Genomic DNA, 18,741 nt, shown 5'->3' with positions numbered 1-18,741 from the left:
GCGCCACACGGGGTGACCTCGGCGGGGACGCAGCGAGGCCCGCCCCCGGTCGGGGACGGGCCTCGTGTCACTGGCACCCCGGACGGGGGCGGCGCGGCTACTTCTTGTTGCGGCGCTGGTGACGAGTCTTGCGGAGCAGCTTGCGGTGCTTCTTCTTGGCCATGCGCTTGCGGCGCTTCTTGATAACCGAACCCACGTAAGTTCCTTACAGTAGTTGTCCCGGCTGCTGGCCGGGCGCACAGGGCGGCTTCAACCAACTGCTGGTGACGTGACGTTAAACGTTCCTGAACAGAATACCGTACCCGTCAGGCGGTCTCGCTCCGGCCGTCGACCACGGCGTTCTTTAGGTACTGCTCGACGGCCGCCTCGGGCACCCGATAGGACCGCCCGAACCTCACCGCTGGCATCTCCCCGGAGTGGACCAGCCGGTACACCGTCATCTTGGACACGCGCATCATCTCGGCGACCTCAGCGACGGTGAGGAAACGCGAGGAAGAGAAATCCATCGCAGTCATGCAAATTACTTTAGTGGCTGGAGTGGCTCCTGTGAACGCGGCGCGTCCGGGCAGCTTCCGCAAGCCGCTCCAGGACCTCCCCGGTGACGTCCCACTCCATGCACTTGTCGGTCACGCTCTGGCCGTAGACCAGCTGTGTGCGGCCGGCCGCGTGCTCGACGACGTCGAGCGCCTGGGCCCCGCCGACGAGAAAGCTCTCGAGCATAACGCCGGCCACTGCCTCGGCCGCGTCGCCCCCGTTCGCAAGCTGGGCGCCGATCTCGAGGGCCACCTCGGCCTGGCGGTGGTGGTCCTTGCCGCTGTTGGCGTGGCTCGCGTCCACGATGAGTCGGGGGTTCAGGCCCTTGCCGGCCATCGCCGTGGAGGCGGCCCGGACCTGGTCGGCCGAGTAGTTCGGACCGTCGGATCCCCCGCGGAGGATCACATGGGTGTCGGCGTTGCCGGCCGTCGAGACGAGCGACGCGCGGCCGGCGTCGTCGATCCCCAGGAACGCCTGGGGCGCGGAGGCGGCGCCGCACGCGTCGATCGCCACCTGAAGGCCGCCGTCGGTCCCGTTCTTGAAGCCGACCGGCATGGACAGGCCGGAGACGAGCTGGCGGTGGATCTGGCTCTCGGTGGTGCGGGCGCCGACCGCGCCCCACACGATGGCGTCTGCGGTGTACTGCGGGCTGATGGGCTCGAGGAACTCCGTCGCGGTGGGCAGGCCCAGCTCGAGCACGCCGATGAGGAACTCCCGGGCGGCGCGGAGCCCGGCGGCGATGTCGTGGCTGCCGTCGAGGTGCGGGTCGTTGATGAGGCCTTTCCAGCCCACCGTGGTCCGAGGCTTCTCGAAATAGGTCCGCATGACGACGAGGATGTCCTCGCGCAGGTCGCGGGCGACGGCGGCGAGTCGCCGCGCGTAGTCGAGGCCCGCCTCGGGGTCGTGGATGGAGCAGGGTCCCACGATCACCAGGAGGCGGTCGTCGAGGCCGTCCATGATGGCCCTCACCTCGTCGCGGCCGCGGGCCACGGTGCGCTGCGCCTCCCCGGCGAGCGGCAGCTCGGCCAGGAGCTCACCCGGGGTGGGGAGCGGGGTGAACTCGGCGACGCGGAGGTTGTTGGTCGTCGAGGAGACGTCGCCGGGTGCCGGGGCTGCTGTTGCGGTGAGCGGATTCATGGAGTCCTGTCCTTGTCTGTGACAGGCCCCGAAGGACCAGAGCCTGCCGCTGGAATGGCAAAGGGCAAGGACCGTGAGGTCCCTGCCCTGTTGGCTCTGGAGTCGGTACGCGAAATCCTACGCTTGGCCCTCCAGAGCCAACGCAAAATACGCATACCAACGCTTGATCATGGGCTCACCATAGCGGGCGCCGCGTCCGCAGCGCAAACGTGCGCCCGCATGATGGACAGCTGACCCGTCGGTCAGATGAGACCCTGGGCGAGCATCGCCTTGGCCACCTTGACGAAGCCGGCGATGTTGGCGCCCAGCACGTAGTTACCGGGCTGCCCATATTCCTCCGCCGTCGCGGCGCAGCGGTCGTGGATGCCGACCATGATCTCGCTGAGGCGCTCTTCGGTGTGCTCGAAGGTCCACGAGTCGCGGCTCGCATTCTGCTGCATCTCGAGGGCCGACGTCGCGACCCCGCCGGCATTCGCCGCCTTCCCGGGGCCGAACAGGACGCCGGCCTTCTGGAACACCGCCACCGCTTCGGGAGTGGACGGCATGTTCGCACCCTCGGCCACGACCTTCACCCCGGCCTTGACGAGACGGACTGCGGCAGTCTCGCCGAGCTCGTTCTGGGTCGCACAGGGAAGCGCCACCTCGGCGTCGACGTCCCAGACGCTCCCGCCCTCCACGTAGGCCACGGCCGAGCCGCGGCGGAGGGCGTAGTCCTTGAGCCGCCCCCGCTCGACCTCCTTGACCTGCCGCAACAGGTCGAGGTCGATGCCGTCCTCGTCCACCACATAGCCGGACGAGTCCGAGCAGGCCACGACCTGCGCTCCGAGCTGCTGGGCCTTCGCGATCGCGTAGATCGCGACGTTGCCGGATCCGGACACGACGACGCGGCGGCCCTCGATGCTGCGCCCGCGGGTCTTGGCCATCTCGTTCGCGAACAGCACGGTGCCGTAGCCGGTCGCCTCGGGGCGGACGAGGGAGCCGCCCCAGGAGAGCCCCTTGCCCGTGAGCACGCCCGACTCGTAGCGGTTGGTGATCCGCTTGTACTGGCCGAAAAGGTAGCCGATCTCGCGCCCGCCCACGCCGATGTCTCCCGCCGGCACGTCCGTGTACTCGCCGATGTGGCGGTAGAGCTCCGTCATGAAGGACTGGCAGAACCGCATGACCTCCGCGTCGGACCGCCCCCGGGGGTCGAAGTCGGAGCCGCCCTTGCCGCCGCCGATCGGCATGCCGGTGAGGGCGTTCTTGAAGATCTGCTCGAAGCCGAGGAACTTGACGATTCCGAGGTACACCGAGGGGTGGAACCGGAGGCCGCCCTTGTAGGGACCGAGGGCGGAGTTGTACTCGACGCGGAAGCCGCGGTTGATCTGGACCTTGCCTGAGTCGTCGGTCCACGGCACGCGGAAGATGATCTGCCGCTCCGGCTCGCAGAGCCGCTCGAGCACCGCCGCCTCAACGAACTCCGGGTGCCGGTCCATCACTGGGCCGAGGCTCTCGAAGACCTCGTCCACGGCCTGGTGGAACTCGATTTCCCCTGGGTTACGGGCCAGAACCTGGTCCCGGGCGGCAAGCAGCTTCGCGTGCATGGTGACCCTTCGTTGTCGGTGCGATGCCCGGTATACCCCACGGGCACCGCAAGTATTCCAGAAAACGATACGGTCAAGTCGCAGGCCGCAACCCGGTTGCTAAGCTGGGCGGAGCCCACCGACGGAGGTTCCATGGCCCGCACGAGCACCCGTGCTTCCGGCCGCGCCACGATTGCCCATGTTGCCGCGGAGGCCGGCGTCTCCCGGGCCACCGTGTCCCGGGTGATGAACGGGCTCTCGACGGTGGACCCGGCGATCGGGGAACGCGTCCGCGCCGCCGCGGCGAAGCTCAGCTACTCCCCCAGCACGGTGGCGCGGAGCCTCGCCATCGGGCGGACGCAGACCGTGGCGATCGTGGTGCCGGACCTCGCAAACCCCATGTTCCAGGAGACACTGCGCGGCCTCTCGCGCGCCGCCGCCCGGGAGGGCTACCGGGTCCTCGTCGCGGACTCGGTGGAGAACCCCGCCGAGGAGGTGATCCTCGCGCGTGAGGCACGACGCCGGTGCGACGGTCTCGTGCTCGTCGCGCCTCGCATGGACGGTGCGCAGCTCGAGGAACTCCTGCCCGATCTTGCACCGGTCGTCCTCGTCAACCGGACCACGGGGATCCCCGGCGTGCCCGTGCTCGCCGTCGACTACGCCTCGGGCATCCGCGCCATGGTCGCCCACCTCGCCCAGCTGGGCCACCGGCGCATCGCCTACGTCGCGGGACCGAGCGCGAGCGCCGGAGACCGTGCCCGCCGCGAGGGCCTCGCGCATCCCCTCCCCGAAGCCGCGGGGGCCGAGGTCGTGGTGATCCCCTGTGGAGCGATGTTCGAGGACGGCCACTCCGTGCGGGAGGAGGTGCTCCGCTCGGGCGTGACCGCTGCGGTGTGCTTCAACGACGTCGTGGCCATGGGCCTGCTCGGCGCGCTGCACGAGGCCGGCGTTGCGGTCCCGGAGCAGCTCTCCGTCACGGGCTTCGACGACATCGCCTTCGCGCGCTACACGTCGCCGGCCCTCACCACGGCGTCGGTCCCCCAGACGCGGCTCGGCGAGCAGGCGTGGGACCGCCTCTTCGCGCTGCTCGACGGCCAGGCGCCCCCGCCCGACGTCGACATCAACCCCCGGCTTGAGCCCAGGGCCAGCTCGGGGCCAGCGCCGGCCCTCCCCTCACGCGCCTTCCCTGACGCGCCTCATCGGACCCGGCACACCTGACCCAGCATGCACGCCGGAGGCCCCGCTCCCGCGCGCGGGGGGCGGGGCCTGGACGCCGTCGCTACTTCTTGTGGACGAGGTAGATGGCGCCGGTCGTGACGTCTTCCTCGAGGGCCTCGAGGGTGCGGCCGCGCGTCTCGGGGACCTGGGTGTAGATGAAGACCAGAGCCGCAAGGCCGACGATGCCGAAGAGGAAGAAGGTCCCGGTGATGCCGACGGCGGCGACGAGGCTCGGGAAGAACAGGCCGAGGAACGCGTTGGCGATCCAGAGACAGAACACGGAGACGCCGATCGCGAAGCCGCGGATGTGCAGGGGGAAGATCTCCGAGAGCATGACCCACACGGCGATGTTCAGGAACGTCTGCATCGAGCCGACGAACGCGACCACGAGGAACAGGATCACGAACGGGCGGGCGCCGTTGCCGACCGGCAGCAGGATGGAGGCCGCGCCGATGAGGAAGTGGCACACGGTCGTGAGGGCGAAGCCGATGAGCAGTGTGGTCCGGCGGTTCATGGTCTGCATGTTGCGCAGGGCGATGACGCCTCCCACCACGGCGATGACGCCGGGGGCAATGTTGGCGATCAGTGCGGCGCTGGAGCTGAAGCCAGCCTCGACGAGCACGGACTGGCCGTAGTACATGATCGAGTTGATGCCGGTGAGCTGCTGGGCCACGCCTAGGCCGATCCCGACGAGCACGATCCGCAGGATCCACTTGTTCTTCAGGGCGCCCCAGCCGCTGCTCCGGGAGACCTTCTCCTCGTCGGCGAGGTGCTTCACGTCGGCCATCTCCGCCACAGCACGCTCGGGGGAACGCACGGTCATGAGGACTTCGAGGGCGTCCGCGGCCCGGCCCTTCGACAGGAGCCATCGCGGAGACTCGGGCATGCGCAGCATGCCGACGAACAGCGCGACGGCGGGAAGCGCGGCGACGGCAAGCATGACGCGCCACACTCCGCCGTACTCGCCCCAGAGGTTGCCGATCACGGCGTTGACGGCGAATGCGGCGAGCTGGCCGATCACGATCATGAGCTCGTTGCGGCCGGCGAGGGAGCCGCGGATCTCGTAGGGGGCAAGCTCGGCGAGGAACACGGGGACGACCGTGGACGCGCCGCCGACTGCGAGTCCCAGGACCACGCGGCCCAGGACCATGACCCCGAAGTTCGGGGCGAAGACGCAGGCCAGGGCGCCCGTGAGGAACATGACGGCCAGCAGGAGGATGGTCTTCCGGCGTCCCCACGCGTCGGAGAGGCGTCCGCCAGCCATCGCGCCGGCAGCGGCACCGAAGAGCAGAGAGCTCGTCACGATGCCCTCGGTGAGCGGGGTCAGCCCCAGCTCCTCGGTCATCGGGCGCAGCGCCCCGTTGATCACGCCCGTGTCGTAGCCGAACAGCAGGCCGCCGAACGTCGCGACCATCGCGACAACGCCGAGCCTCTTGCTGTGGGGCCCGGCCGTGAGGGCCGGGAGTGTGCCGGGCGCTTCGGCTGGGGCGATCCGTTGCGATGTTGCCATCATGACTCCTTCGTCGTGACCGAGGTCTGGTACTTGCGCTGGTGCGCTGGATCACATCCCACGCTAACGCGCGAAAGACAGTATGTAAAGACAAAGCGCCAAACTTTGCGCCCATCGCATGCGAGGATGGCCGCGTGAGCTTTCCCGCCGCATCCGGACGCCGCCGTCCCGTGACCCAGGAGGACGTCGCACGTGCCGTCGGGGTGTCCCGGACCCTCGTGTCCTTCGCGTTCCGCGGCGCCCCCGGGGTGAGCCCTGAGACGCGGGACGCGATTCTCGAGGCCGCCCGGCGGCTCGGCTACCGCCACAATGTGCTCGCCGCCGGCCTCGCGAGCAAGCGGGCCTCCGCCGTCGGGCTCTACCTCCTTGACCTGCACAACGAGGTCTACGCGGACATCTTCGCCGGTGTCAGCGAGGCCCTCGGCGACGGCGCCCATCGCCTGATCCTCGGCGTGACGGACAGCCCCAGCGGATCCGGACGCGCGGCGGCAGACTCGCTCATCGAGGCCCGCATCGGCGTCCTGATCGCGGCGACCCTGACCGATCCGGATGCCTACATCCGCGAGCTCACGCAGACGGTCCCGGTGGTCAACGTCGCCCGGCGGGTCCCTGGCGTCGACAGCATCTACTCCGATGACCGTGCCGGCACATCCGCCGCAGTGTCGCACCTCCTCGGCCTCGGGCATACGCGCATCGCGCACATGGCGGGACCTCCGCACGAAGGGCACCTCGAGCGCCGCAGGACGTACGAGCGCCTCATGGTCTCCGCCGGGCTCGAACCCCGGGTCGTGCCCGCGCAGGACTACACCCAGGAGGCCGCCGAACGCGCAGCCCACGCCCTCCTCGCCGCACCCGAGCGCCCTACCGCCGTCTTCGCGCACAACGACGAACTCGCGCTCGGCGTCCGCGAAGCGGCCTATGCGCTGGGGCTCCGGGTCCCACAGGACCTGTCCCTCATCGGCTACGACAACTCGCGGCTGGCCCGCCTTCGGGGGATCGACCTCACGTCCGTGGACCTCCACGCCCGGGATCTGGGGAAGGCCGCGGGCGAGGCAGCGCTCGAACGGCTCGCCCAGCCCGAGGCTCCCGCCATGGAGAGGCGCTCCGAGCCGCACCTCGTCCTCCGGGCCTCGACCGCCGGCCCCGCCAGCAGCTGACGCCCGCCCCCTGTCTGGGGGTCACCTCCTGAAGGTCACCTCCTGGGAGTCACCCCGAGAGCCGACGCCACGGTCACCGCCCTTCACAGCACGGGCCGCCGATTTGACCGGCCCTCGCGCTTCGTCAAAGATGATCCGCAGGGCAACGCTCGCGTGGCCCCCGTGCGCTCAAGAAATGGGCATCCGCTATCCACGCGGCCACGCCCCCCGCAGTGGCTGCTGCCTTAAAGGAGCGCACCAATGGCCGCCCGGCCTCAGAACGACGACGCCACGCACGACTTGATGCACCTGCTGCTGGCATGCTCGTCGCTCACGGCCTTCCTCCCCGCGCTCGCCGAGAGGACGCACCGGCGGTTGGCCGCCCTCGGGACCCATGACTGTGCCCTCGTCCTCCGCCGCCGCAACCGGCCCGCGATCACCGGCGCCAGCAGCGAAGCGCTCGCGGCCGTCGTCGAGGAGCGGCTGTCCGACGACGACCAGCGGCTCGCGGCCGCCCTCGAGCGCTCCCAGCTGACCATCGAGCCCCGCCTGCCCGCGTCCTGGACCTCGGGTATGGCGTGGGGTGTCGACGCGGGCCTCCTCGTGGTTCCCGCCCCAGCGGGCTCCTCCGCGGCGGCGGCCCTCGCCGTCGTGGGTACCGACCCGGTCGACGACGACGCGCGGCGCACGCTGCTGGCCGCCGTCGGACGTGTGCGCAACCAGGCCTCCTGGGCCCTCCAGCTCGCCGTGAGGCTCAGCGACTGGAACGAGCTCGCCGAGCACCGCGCCCAGGCCATGCAGAACCGCACCGTCATCGATGTGGCGATCGGCGTGATCATGGCGCAGAGCCGCTGCTCCGCCGCAGAGGCCTTCGATGTCCTCCGGCGCGCCTCGAACAACCGCAACGTCAAGCTGCACACGGTCGCCGCTGAGCTCGTGCAGCGCATCCACCCCGCCCTGCCGGAGACCGCTTTCAGCGAGTGAGGTGATCCTGACGGCGGCTGCGCGGCAGGACTCGGGACTTTTGGCCCTCCAGAGATCCAGGCCCCATCGTGGATTCTGGTGGAGGCCGCCGTCATCCGGGTCCCCGCTTCCTCGGGGCCGGTCCGGGACAGGCCCCAGTTCGACGCACGAGCCATCCGCGTCCTCCAGCGCTGCAGGACCGGTGCAGATTGACGGAATGCCATGACCACAGCTCCAGACCGCCAGCCCCTTCGCCTGCGCCGCTCCGCTGCGCTGCGCGCCCACCCGTCGAGCCATGTCCCGGCGTGTGCACCGCGGCCGGCCACCGACGAGGACCTCGCGGGACGATGGGGCCGCCTCCACGCAACACTCGTGAACGCCGGGCTCGACGAGGAGCAGGCCTGGACCGAGGTGGCGCGCATCGCCGCAGACGAGCTCTGGTCCGACGCCGCGACGCGCCTGAGGGGCCACCGGGCCGCGGCCGAGCGTGAGGACGCGCGCGCAGTCGCCCTGACGCTTCAGTCGGTCCGGGGAGTCCTGCAGCCCCTCACGCTGCGGCCCGGAGACCTCCCTGCGGCCAGGAACGCCATCGCCAGGGCGCGGCTGCGGCTCCAGCACAACCGCGAACTCCTCCAGCGGCTCCACCGCCCGCATCCCGAGCTCGAGCGCACGGGACAGGCCTTCGCCGCGCTTGAGGCGTTCCTCGCGGCAAGGGGGAGCCAGCACGCAGGATGACCGGGATACCGCTCTCGGCCACCCCTGGTGCGCGGACGGCGGGACGACCGGCCATCATGGGCTCATGGAACTCTGCGAGCTCAGCCGCCGTGCCACAGCCCTCGTCCCCGCCGATGGACGACGGCGGGCCATCCTCGGGATCTGCGGGCCGCCCGGGGCGGGCAAGACGACGCTCGCGGAGGACCTGGTCCGGAGCCTCACGGACAGCCATGGGGAGCGCTGGGCCGTCCAGGTGCCGATGGACGGGTTCCACCTTGCCGACGTCCAGCTGAGGCAGCTCGGGCTGGCGGACCGCAAGGGCGCTCCCGAGAGCTTCGACCCCGACGGCTACACCGCGCTGCTGGGCCGGCTCGCCTCCGGCAGCGGCGCGGTCGTGTACGCCCCGGGGTTCGAACGCGACCTCGAGCAGCCCCTCGCCGCGGCGATCGCCGTCCCTTCCGAAACGCGCCTGGTGGTCACCGAAGGGAACTACCTGCTCCTCGAGGACCCCCAGTGGGCTGCCGCGCGGTCCTGGATGCGTGAAGTCTGGTACGTGGACGCCGACGCCGCCCTGCGGCGGGAACGGCTCATCGCCCGCCATGTCCAGTTCGGCAAGACGCCGGAGGACGCGCGGGAATGGGTGCTCCGCTCAGACGAGGCCAACGCCCGGCTGGTGGAAGCCACGAGACACCGCGCGGACGTGGTTGTGGGACAGTCCTGCTCCGCGGCGTCGGCCTCGGAGGGCTGACCCCGGCAGTGGCCTCGGGCCGGGCGGTTTCAGGTGGGGCGCCTTTGGGGAGTGGACGTGTAACCGTCCCTCGAAGGAGTGATCCTGTGAGTCAGCGACATTCGGCGAGCGCCAGCACGTCCGGCAGAACCGGAGCGTCAGACGACGCAAGCACCTCGAGCACCGCAAGCACCGACAAGGAGATGACGGCGCCGGACCCCAACGACTCCCGGAAGCCGAAGAGTCCGCCCAAGGTCACCAAGCCCTCGTGGAAGTTCATCGTCAAGAAGACGTTCCGCGAGTTCAGCCGGGACCAGTGCCCCGACCTCGCCGCGGCCCTGACCTACTACGGCATCCTCTCCCTCTTCCCAGCGCTTCTCGCGCTGGTCTCCCTCCTGGGCCTCTTCGGGCAGGCCGAGACGACGACCAATGGCGTGATGGACATCATCGAGGGCGTGGCGCCGGGATCGACGGCTGACACCGTCCGCAAGCCGATCGAGGAGCTCGTCCACAGCCCGGCCGCCGGCCTCGCGCTCGTCGGCGGCGTCGTGGGCGCTCTCTGGTCCGCCTCGGGCTATGTAGGAGCGTTCGGCCGCGCCATGAACCGCATCTACGAGATCGACGAGGGGCGGCCCTTCATCAAGCTGCGCGGCACCATGCTGGGCGTGACGGTCGCCGGCGTCGTCGTCGCGGCCGTCATCTCGGCGATGCTGGTGCTCAGCGGGCCGGTGGCCAAGGCCGTGGGCGGCGCCATCGGGCTCGGCGACGTGGCAGTGATGGCCTGGGACATTGCCAAGTGGCCTGTCGCCATCGCCCTCGCGATCTCGCTCATCGCGGTCCTGTACTACTTCACGCCGAATGTGCGCCAGCCGAAGTTCCGCTGGATGAGCCTCGGTTCCCTGATCGCGCTCCTGGTCTTCGCGATCGCCACGGCCGGGTTCGGCTTCTACGTGGCCAACTTCGCGAACTACAACAAGACCTACGGCGCACTCGGCGGCGTCATCATCCTGCTCCTGTGGGTCTGGCTCCTGAACATGTCCCTGCTCTTCGGTGCGGAGTTCGACGCCGAGGTCGAGCGTGGGCGCGAGCTCCAGGCCGGAATGGAGGCGGAGAAGACGCTCCAGCTGCCCCCGAAGGACACCAAGGCCTCGGACAAGCGGCAGAAGCAGGAGGAGCAGATTATCCGCGACGGCGAGGCCCTGCGCGAGAACCGCGGGGAGCGGCCGGCGGAATAGGAGCCGGCGCGAGCCCGCTGAGGACTGTCTCAGGGCCCGCCCCGGTCCCCCACGGCGGGGATCGGGGCGGGCCCCAGCGGCGTCAGGACCCCCAACGGCGTCAGGGCTTCCCATCCACCTCACAGCCGCGTCATACCGCCTCGAGCACGCTCACATAGTTCGCGATCGCGAGGCCGCCCATGTTGTGCACCGCCGCCCGCCTGGCCGCGGCCAGCTGCATCTCCCCCGCCGTCCCGGACAGCTGCATGGCTGCGACCACGTGCTGCGACACACCCGTCGCGCCGACGGGATGGCCCTTGGCCTTCAGGCCGCCCGAGAGGTTCACCGGCAGCCGGCCGCCGCGGTACACGGACCCGTCCTCGACGGCCACGCTCGCCTTCCCCCGCTCGGCCAGGCCCATGACCTCGTACATGATGAGCTCAGCGATGGTGAAGCAGTCGTGCACCTCGGCGAGGTCCAGGTCCGCGAGTCCGACTCCTGCCATGCCTAGGGCGCGGGACCACGCGGCGCGGCTGCCCGCGAACTCGAGCGGGTCCCGCTTGGCGGCGGGCAGGAAGTCGTTCGCGTGCCCGAAGCCAGCCACGCGCACGGGGGCGGTCGCGGCGCCCGACGGCGCGTGGCCGGCCGAGAGGACGAGGGCGGCGGCGCCGTCGGACACCGGGGAGCAGTCGGTGCGGCGCAGCGGCGCGTCGACCATCGGGTTCTTCTCGGAGACTGTCCGGCAGAACTCCTCGCCGAAGTCCCGGTGCATGTGGGCGTACGGGTTGGCCATGCCGTTGAGGTGGTTCTTGGCGGCGATCGAGCCGAGCACGTCCGAGACGGGACCGTAGCGGTCCTCGTACGCCCGGGCGACCTCGGCGAACAGGCCGGTGAAGCCCGTGCGCGACGGGTGGCCCGCCGACTCGTAGCCCGCGCCCAGCAGCGCGGCGCCCACGACCTCGGGCCCGGCCGCCGTCATCTTCTCGGCCCCGATCACGAGCACGTTGCGGGCCGTCCCCGCCAGGAGCGCCTTGACGCCCTGCTGGAACGCCCCGGACCCGGAGGCGCAGGCGTTCTCCACGCGGGTCGCGGGGACGTTCGCTAGCTCGTCCGAGACCTGCAGCGCGAGCGATGAGGCGAACGCGAGCGGAACCATGCCGGCGTTGTAGGTGCCCACATAGACCTCGTCGATCTGGCCGGGCTCGAGCCCGGAGTTCGCGAGGGCCTCGCCTGCCGCCGCGACGAGGAGCGATTCCAGCGTCTCGCCCTCGAGCTTGCCGAACCTCGTGTGGCCCCACCCGGCGATGAGGACGTCGGTCCCGAACTGGTCCTTGAGCGGCATCAGCGGGTCGCCTCCGCGAGGGCCTGGGCGCCCGTTGCGGCGTCGGCCTCGAGGTCGACGTCGAAGGCCGCGCCCGTCTTCTCCCGCAGCTCCTCGATCCCGACGCCGGGGGCGAGCCGCGCGAGCGTCAGCCGCCGCGCGCCGTCGTGCGCCGTCACGACGTCGAAGACCGCGAGGTCCGTCACGATCCGGTCCACGACGCCGACGCCCGTGAGCGGGAGCGTGCAGTCGGCGACGATCTTCGGGGTACCGTCCTTGGCGACATGCTCGGTGAGCACGACGACGCGTGGCGTCCCGGCGACTAGGTCCATGGCACCCCCCATGCCCTTGACCATCTTCCCGGGGATCTGCCAGTTCGCGAGGTCGCCGGAACCGGAGACCTGCATGGCGCCGAGGATCGCCACCTTGACGTGTCCGCCGCGGATCATGCCGAAGCTCGTCGCCGAATCGAAGATGGAGCCGCCGGGAAGGATGGTCACGGTCTGCTTGCCGGCATTGATGAGGTCGGCGTCCTCGTCGCCCTCGTAGGGGAACGGGCCCATGCCGAGCAGGCCGTTCTCGCTCTGCAGGTGCACGGTCACGCCGTCAGGCAGGTGGTTGGCCACGAGGGTCGGGATGCCGATCCCGAGGTTCACGTAGTCGCCGTCGGAAAGCTCGGTGGCGGCGATGGCTGCCATCTCGTCGCGGGTCCAGGGCATGGAGGTCTCCTTGGGAAGTCGAAGTCTGTGAGTGAGGTTCTGAGGGTCACCTTCTGAGGGTCACCTTCTGAAGGTCGCCTTCTGGGGGTCACCTTCTGGGGGTCGCCTAAGGTGACTCTCAGGAGCTGACCCTCAGGAGGTGACCCCCAGAGGGAGACAGGGGTCAGCCGGCGACGCTGGCCGCCGCTTTCTGGGCCGCGGGCCGCGGGCGCGTCGTCACCTGCTCGATGTGCTTCACGCGGTCCGTGGCCTGGACGAGCCGCTGGACGTAGACGCCGGGGGTGACGATGTGGTTCGGGTCCAGCTCCCCGGCGGGCACGATGTGCTCGGCCTCGGCAATGGTGAGCCGGCCTGCCGTCGCGACGACGGGGTTGAAGTTCCGGGCGGTGTAGCGGTAGACGAGGTTGCCCGCGGTGTCCGCGGTGTGCGCGTGGACGAGCGCGACGTCGGCCACGATCCCCCGCTCCCGCACGTACAGCTCACCCTCGAACGTCTCATGCGGCTTCCCGTCGGCGACGAGGGTGCCCACGCCGGTCTTCGTGTAGAAGGCCGGGATGCCCGCGCCGCCCGCGCGGAGCCGCTCGGCGAGGGTGCCCTGCGGCGTGAACTCGACCTCGAGCTGTCCGGCGAGGTACTGCTCCGCGAAGAGCCTGTTCTCCCCGACGTAGCTCGCGATGACCTTCGCGACCTGGCCGGCCTCGATGAGCACGCCCAGGCCCTTCCCGTCGACACCCATGTTGTTCGAGACGACGGTGAGGTCCCGGACCCCCGAGTCGCGGACGGCGTCGATGAGGTCGGCGGGGATCCCGCTGAGGCCGAAGCCTCCGACTGCTAGCGTCATCCCGTCGGCGAGCGCTCCGGCCAGGGCCTCGGTGGCGTCCGTGTGCAGCGTGGGCATGTGCTCCTCCTCGAGCTGGCGGTCTATCCACGTTGTGGACTGTTCTGATGAGCGAGCCTAGGCAGGATGTCGCGTGCGTCACAACCGTTCCCCCGCCCAAGTGTTCACTTGGTGGCAGTCCACCCCTAGACTGTCCACAATGTGGCTGATTTCCGGGAGGAGCGCATCGTGAGCGATATCCAGGGCACGCAGGTGGTGGGACGGGTCGCCCTGCTGATGCGCATCGTGGCGAAGGCGGGCGGCACCGGCCTCTCGCTCCCGGGGATCGTCCGCACCTCGGGCCTCTCCCGCCCGACGGTCCACCGGCTCCTCAAGGCCCTGGCCGCGAACGGCCTCCTCGACCTCGACGAGGCATCCGGCCGATGGCACCTCGGGCCCGAGCTCTACGTCATGGGCACGGTCGCGGCCGGCCGCTTCGCCGTCGAGCACCTCGCCCGGCCCGCCCTGCGCCGGCTCGCCGAGGCCACCGGCGAATCCGCGTTCCTCTCGATCCGCCGCGGCGAGGAGACCGTCTGCCTGGCCCGGGAAGAGGGCAGCTTCCCCGTCCGCTCGTTCGTGCTCTACGAGGGCGTGCGCTTCCCCCTCGGCGTCGCGTCGGCGGGCATCGCGATCCTCGCCTTCCTGCCCGAGGCGGAGGCGGAGGCGATCATCGATGACGACGGCGAGCGCACCGAGCGCTTCGGGCCCACCCACGCGGCGGGTCCCCTGCGGGATCGGCTGGCCCAGACGCGCGAGCTGGGCTACTCGGTGAATCCGGGACTCGTCGTGGAAGGGTCCTACGGCCTCGGGGCAGCGGTGTTCGACCCGGCCGGGCGCCCCGCCTGGGCGCTGTCGCTCACGGGCATCGAGCCGCGCTTCCGGCCCGGGCGGCGCGAGGAGCTCGGCGAACTGCTCCTGGCGGAGGCCCACAGGCTCTCGACCGCGATCGCCGCGCCGAGGCCCTGAACCAGGCCCCGGACCAGGCCCCGGCGCGCGCGCTGGCGGGCGCCGTGGGGGTCAGCCTCCCCAGACGTCTCCCGCGGCAAGCCGGACCATCTGGGCCTGGGCGTCCTCATGGCTGAGCCCGGCCTGAACCAGGCTCTCCAGCCCGCGTCCGTGGGCCCGGCGCTCGCGCGACCCGTGGGAGTGCGGCTCGGCGCGGTGCGGCAGCACGAGTCCCCCTTCACCGGGGTGAGGACCGCCTCCGTGAGGCCCGCCGGTGTGGGGGGGCGGGGTGCTGGGCGGTGGACGGACGGGCGGTGGCTCGATGCATGTCTTCAGTCCTCGGCTTCGGTCGGGCCCCGGAGGGCGTCACGGTCGTGAGCAGTGGACCGGGGGTTGAGGCCTGAGGCGAGGCAACGTCGCGCCGCCAAGCAGGACTGCGGGACGTCCTCGGTCCCTTGCCGCATGCACGGTTCGGCCTCCGTCATCGAAGGGAGGCGCGTCTTCCATAGGATCGCCGAATCGCCGGCGCCCCGGACAGGGCCGAAAGACCCTAGCGCCTATTTGCCCCGGCGCCCGAACTTCGGCAGGTTCGCCATGATCTCGGTGGCGCGGGCGGCAGCACGCTCCACGGTGCGCTCCACCGTGCGCTGGATCTGGGCAGGCCGGCTGTGGTCGCCCGCCGCCGACGGCTTCTGGACCGGGGCAGGCACGACGGCGGCCGGCACCAGGACGAGCTCGTCGCCGGTCGTCGTGGTCGCCTCGATCGGCTCGGCCCGTGCCAGCGGGGCCTCCCGGACCTCAGCCGCCGCCGGTTCCGGACGGCCCATCGGGCTCGCCGGGCTGTCGGCGGCGCCGAGGCCATCGTCAGCGTGCCGGCCGTCCGCCGCGGCGAAGGCAGCGTCCGCAACCGTGGCGTCCGCCAGAGCAACGCCGCCCGCCAACGCGAGGCCGTCCCGACCCCGCGTGCCATCCTCGGCCGCCGCGGCGGGCGAGGAGGCGTCGGGAGCCGGGGACTCCGGCGTCGTGCGCAGGCCGGCGAGCCAGGCGCCGACGTCGTCGAGCGGCTCGAGCCGGAGGGTGTAGTACCGCTTCTGTCCCACGGCGCGGGTGGTGACGAGGCCGGCGTCGCGGAGGACCTTGAGGTGCTTGGACACCGTCGGCTGGCTCGCAGCCAGCGCCTCGACGAGTTCGCCCACCGCCTTGTCCCCCGACCGCAGCGTGTCCAGGATGTCCCGGCGGGTGCGGTCCGCGATGACGGCGAAGATGTCAGTCACCATGCCTCCAGCCTACCCACTGTCGAGCGCCCCCTTGACCCTGCCGCCTGTCCCTGCCGCCTGCCCACGCGCTCAGTCGAACCACGGGTCGAGGCCGTGCAGGGGGAAGACCTCCTTGCGCGTGGCCATCACCGCACGGTCCACCGGATCGTTGGGGTTGAAGCCGATCTCCCACGAACGCCACCAGGTGTCCGCGCCCTCCCCCATGAGCGTCGGGGCGTCCTTCCCGTACCGTTCGCGGACGTAGTCGCGCCACGGCTGCGGCGTGGGCGTCTGCAGGTGGACCGGGTGGCCGGCGGCGATGCCCACGAGATGGGCCCACGCCCGCGGCACTACCTGCACGACCTCGTACCCGCCCCCGCCGGTCGCGATCCATCGGCCCTCGCAGAACCGCCGGGCCAAGGCCGAGACGGACAGGGCGAGCTCCCGCTGGGCGTCGACGGTGACCTTGAGGTTGGTCAGGGGGTCGAGGTGGTGGGCATCGCAGCCGTGCTGGCTGACGATCACCTCCGGCCGGAACGCCTCCACGAGCGGCGGAACGACGGCGTGGAACGCGCGCAGCCACCCGGCGTCGCGCGTCCCGGCGGGCAGGGCCACGTTGACCGCCGTGCCCTCCGCCCCGGGTCCGCCGACATCGCTCGGGAAGCCCGTCCCGGGGAAGAGCGTCAGGCCGCTCTCGTGGAGCGAGATGGTCATGACCCGCGGCTCGTCCCAGAAGATCCGCTCGGTGCCGTCGCCGTGGTGGGCGTCGACGTCGACGTACAGGACGCGCCCCACGCCCCGGTCCAGCAGCCGCTGGATCGCGGCCGCGGCGTCGTTGTAGATGCAGAAGCCCGAGCCCCGGTCCGCGGCTGCATGGTGCATGCCGCCGGCGAAGTTCACGGCGTGGACCGCGGAGCCCTCGAGGATCGCCTCCGCGGCGACGAGGGAGCCTCCCACGATGCGGGCGCTCGCCTCGTGCATCCCGGCGAACGCCGGATCGTCCTCGGTCCCGAGGCCGCGTTCCGGCTCGGGCCGGTCCGGGTCGGCGCTCACCCGGCGGACGGCGGCTACGTACTCGCGCGTGTGCACGGTGGCGAGCTCGTCGTCGGAGGCGACATAGGGCTCGGCGACGCTCACCCGCGGGAGGTCGAACAGGCCGAGCTCCCGGCACAGGCGGGCCGTGAGGTCGAGGCGCACGGGGCTCATGGGATGGTGCTTGCCGAAGTTGTACTCGAGGAGGTCCTCGCCCCACACCACGCGCGTCGTGTACTCCGTCCGGACCACGGCGCTCGCAGACGTCGGAGCCTGCTGCGGCTGTGCACCTTCGGACATGCGCCTAGGCTACCGGAAGGGCCTCCCCGTCCCGCTCCCGCGGGCGGTTGGTGGTTTACTGTGACACGTAGCGCCGCCCGGCACCCGGGCTGCCCGGACCTCCACAGGACGCGCATTCCATGCCCGAGACCCCGCCGACATGGCATCCAGCCCCTGACCGGGAGGGCCTCGGTCCGCTCACGGGACTGCGTGACGTCGTCGACCGGCTCGCCGCGTCCTCCCCCGCCCGCCTCGCGATGCTGACGTTCGCCGTCGTGATCGTCGTCTTCACCCTCCTGCTCTCGCTGCCGGTCTCGGCGGCCGACGGCGCGGTCACGCCCCTGCACGAGGCCCTGTTCACGGCCGCCTCCGCGGTGTGCGTCACGGGCCTCACGGTCGTCTCGACGGCGGTGCACTGGTCGTTCTTCGGCCAGTTCGTGATCCTGCTGGCCATCTTCGTCGGAGGCCTCGGAACCCTCACGATCGCCTCGCTCCTGACCCTCATGGTGAGCCGCCGGCTGGGGCTGCGCAGCAAGCTCATCGCTCAGGAGGCGCTGAACAACTCGAGCCGCCTCGGGGAGGTCGGCGAGCTGCTGCGGATCGTCATCGTCACGTCGGTCGTGATCGAGGGCTCGCTCGCCGTCGTGCTCACGGGGAGGTTCCTGAGCCTGGGCGAGGACTGGTGGCAGGCGGTCTGGCACGGGGTCTTCTACTCCATCTCCTCGTTCAACAACGCTGGCTTCACGCCGCACTCCGACGGAATCGTCCCGTATGAGGAGGACCTCTGGATCCTCGTGCCGCTGTCCGTCGGAGCGTTCGTGGGATCGCTCGGCTTCCCCGTGATCCTCGGGCTGCGCCAGTCTGGGCTGCGCTGGTCGAAGTGGAGCCTCCACGTGAAGCTGACGATCCAGGTCTCGGCGATCCTGGTCCTGGTCGGGAGCGTGCTGTGGGGCTGGATGGAATGGGACAACCCGCGCACCATCGGTGCCATGGGCGTGGGCGACAAGCTCATCCACGCCGTGTTCGCGTCGATCATGACGCGTTCCTGCGGCTTCAACCTCGTGGACCAGAACCAGATGGAAGGCACCACGCAGCTGCTCACCGACGCGCTCATGTTCGCCGGCGGCGGCTCCGCGTCGACGGCTGGCGGCATCAAGGTCACGACCATCGCGGTGCTGTTCCTGGCCATCGTGGCCGAGGGCCGCGGCGACTCCGACGTGAAGGTCTACGGCCGGACCATCCCCCAGAGCGCGCTGCGGGTGGCGATCTCCGTCATCGTCGCCGGAGCGACCCTCGTGCTCGTGGGCTCGTTCCTCATGTCCGCGATCACCCAGCAGTCCCTCGACAGGGTCTTGTTCGAGGTCATCTCCGCCTTCGCGACCTGTGGGCTGAGCTCCGGCCTGAGCGCCGAGTCACCGCCGGCCGGCATGTACGTCCTGACGGGCCTGATGGTCGCCGGCCGCCTCGGCACGATCACCCTCGCGTCCGCACTCGCGGTCCGCCAGCGCATCCAGCTGTACCACTACCCGGAAGAGAGGCCGATCATTGGCTAATCCCACTACCTCTGCAGCGGCCGCGAGCCGCCGCCCCAATCCCA

At 70.8% G+C, this 18,741-nt stretch carries 19 protein-coding genes; 8 read left to right on the top strand and 11 right to left on the bottom strand.

Annotation, left to right across the window (positions count from 1 at the left end; genetic code table 11):
* Positions 1–97 precede the first annotated feature (97 nt).
* The 4 genes from ABD298_RS14235 to gdhA form a co-directional block, all read right to left on the bottom strand.
* Entirely contained in the window at positions 98–196 is a 99-nt protein-coding gene (locus ABD298_RS14235; protein ID WP_003792170.1) for a 30S ribosomal protein bS22, read from the bottom strand.
* 109 nt (positions 197–305) lie between these two features.
* Positions 306–515: a helix-turn-helix domain-containing protein gene (locus ABD298_RS14230; RefSeq protein ID WP_208710303.1), complete on the bottom strand. Its 210-nt coding sequence runs from the start codon at positions 513–515 to the stop codon at positions 306–308.
* A gap of 10 nt (positions 516–525) precedes the next feature.
* Complete coding sequence (locus tag ABD298_RS14225) at positions 526–1,671, bottom strand: 3-deoxy-7-phosphoheptulonate synthase (protein ID WP_344300398.1); 1,146 nt, start codon at positions 1,669–1,671, stop codon at positions 526–528.
* 242 nt (positions 1,672–1,913) lie between these two features.
* Entirely contained in the window at positions 1,914–3,254 is a 1,341-nt protein-coding gene (gene gdhA / locus ABD298_RS14220) for an NADP-specific glutamate dehydrogenase (RefSeq protein ID WP_344300397.1), read from the bottom strand.
* Positions 3,255–3,386: 132 nt separating this feature from the next.
* On the opposite strand from gdhA, the gene ABD298_RS14215 reads away from it, so the two are divergent.
* Entirely contained in the window at positions 3,387–4,451 is a 1,065-nt protein-coding gene (locus ABD298_RS14215) for a LacI family DNA-binding transcriptional regulator (protein ID WP_344300396.1), read from the top strand.
* 61 nt (positions 4,452–4,512) lie between these two features.
* On the opposite strand, the gene ABD298_RS14210 is transcribed toward ABD298_RS14215, so the two are convergent.
* Positions 4,513–5,961, bottom strand: a complete 1,449-nt coding sequence (locus ABD298_RS14210) for a sugar porter family MFS transporter (protein WP_344300395.1) — start codon at positions 5,959–5,961, stop codon at positions 4,513–4,515.
* A 134-nt stretch (positions 5,962–6,095) separates the two neighbouring features.
* Here ABD298_RS14210 and ABD298_RS14205 point away from each other — a divergent pair, with 134 nt between their 5' ends.
* The 5 genes from ABD298_RS14205 (at position 6,096) to ABD298_RS14185 (ending at position 10,736) form a co-directional block, all read left to right on the top strand.
* The gene (locus tag ABD298_RS14205) at positions 6,096–7,118 is read left to right on the top strand and encodes a LacI family DNA-binding transcriptional regulator (RefSeq protein WP_344300394.1); all 1,023 of its coding nucleotides are present in this window, start codon (positions 6,096–6,098) and stop codon (positions 7,116–7,118) included.
* Positions 7,119–7,358: 240 nt separating this feature from the next.
* Positions 7,359–8,081 carry an ANTAR domain-containing protein gene (locus tag ABD298_RS14200; protein ID WP_344300393.1) on the top strand — a complete coding sequence of 241 codons (723 nt, stop codon included), beginning with the start codon at positions 7,359–7,361 and terminating at the stop codon, positions 8,079–8,081.
* A gap of 201 nt (positions 8,082–8,282) precedes the next feature.
* Complete coding sequence (locus ABD298_RS14195) at positions 8,283–8,795, top strand: hypothetical protein (RefSeq protein ID WP_344300392.1); 513 nt, start codon at positions 8,283–8,285, stop codon at positions 8,793–8,795.
* A gap of 64 nt (positions 8,796–8,859) precedes the next feature.
* Positions 8,860–9,522 carry a nucleoside/nucleotide kinase family protein gene (locus ABD298_RS14190; RefSeq protein ID WP_344300391.1) on the top strand — a complete coding sequence of 221 codons (663 nt, stop codon included), beginning with the start codon at positions 8,860–8,862 and terminating at the stop codon, positions 9,520–9,522.
* A 182-nt stretch (positions 9,523–9,704) separates the two neighbouring features.
* Positions 9,705–10,736 carry a YihY/virulence factor BrkB family protein gene (locus ABD298_RS14185; RefSeq protein WP_344300448.1) on the top strand — a complete coding sequence of 344 codons (1,032 nt, stop codon included), beginning with the start codon at positions 9,705–9,707 and terminating at the stop codon, positions 10,734–10,736.
* Between the two features lie 130 nt (positions 10,737–10,866).
* Here ABD298_RS14185 and ABD298_RS14180 read toward each other — a convergent pair whose 3' ends face one another.
* From ABD298_RS14180 to ABD298_RS14170, 3 genes are all read right to left on the bottom strand, one after another.
* Positions 10,867–12,057 (bottom strand): acetyl-CoA acetyltransferase, encoded by a 1,191-nt coding sequence (locus ABD298_RS14180; protein WP_344300389.1) that lies wholly within the window; start codon positions 12,055–12,057, stop codon positions 10,867–10,869.
* Positions 12,057–12,755, bottom strand: coding sequence for a 3-oxoacid CoA-transferase subunit B (locus ABD298_RS14175; RefSeq protein WP_344300388.1), 699 nt, complete (start codon positions 12,753–12,755; stop codon positions 12,057–12,059). The genes ABD298_RS14180 and ABD298_RS14175 overlap by 1 nt, the downstream gene beginning before the upstream one ends.
* A gap of 163 nt (positions 12,756–12,918) precedes the next feature.
* A complete protein-coding gene (locus tag ABD298_RS14170; protein WP_344300387.1) occupies positions 12,919–13,653 on the bottom strand; it encodes a CoA transferase subunit A in 735 nt (244 codons plus the stop codon).
* A 216-nt stretch (positions 13,654–13,869) separates the two neighbouring features.
* Between ABD298_RS14170 and ABD298_RS14165 the strand changes: the two genes are divergently transcribed.
* Complete coding sequence (locus ABD298_RS14165) at positions 13,870–14,598, top strand: IclR family transcriptional regulator (protein ID WP_425564437.1); 729 nt, start codon at positions 13,870–13,872, stop codon at positions 14,596–14,598.
* Between the two features lie 51 nt (positions 14,599–14,649).
* Here ABD298_RS14165 and ABD298_RS14160 read toward each other — a convergent pair whose 3' ends face one another.
* The 3 genes from ABD298_RS14160 to ABD298_RS14150 form a co-directional block, all read right to left on the bottom strand.
* Complete coding sequence (locus tag ABD298_RS14160; protein WP_344300383.1) at positions 14,650–14,805, bottom strand: hypothetical protein; 156 nt, start codon at positions 14,803–14,805, stop codon at positions 14,650–14,652.
* Positions 14,806–15,134: 329 nt separating this feature from the next.
* Complete coding sequence (locus ABD298_RS14155) at positions 15,135–15,854, bottom strand: ArsR/SmtB family transcription factor (RefSeq protein ID WP_344300382.1); 720 nt, start codon at positions 15,852–15,854, stop codon at positions 15,135–15,137.
* 69 nt (positions 15,855–15,923) lie between these two features.
* Positions 15,924–17,165 carry an acetoin utilization protein AcuC gene (locus ABD298_RS14150; RefSeq protein WP_425564433.1) on the bottom strand — a complete coding sequence of 414 codons (1,242 nt, stop codon included), beginning with the start codon at positions 17,163–17,165 and terminating at the stop codon, positions 15,924–15,926.
* 119 nt (positions 17,166–17,284) lie between these two features.
* On the opposite strand from ABD298_RS14150, the gene ABD298_RS14145 reads away from it, so the two are divergent.
* Positions 17,285–18,697: a TrkH family potassium uptake protein gene (locus tag ABD298_RS14145; RefSeq protein WP_344300381.1), complete on the top strand. Its 1,413-nt coding sequence runs from the start codon at positions 17,285–17,287 to the stop codon at positions 18,695–18,697.
* The last annotated feature ends 44 nt before the right edge of the window (positions 18,698–18,741 follow it).

Source organism: Sinomonas flava (assembly GCF_039531875.1).
Classification (GTDB): Bacteria; Actinomycetota; Actinomycetes; order Actinomycetales; family Micrococcaceae; genus Sinomonas; species Sinomonas flava.
Note: the sequence above shows the minus strand (reverse complement) of the source record. Positions and strands in the feature narration are given on the sequence as shown.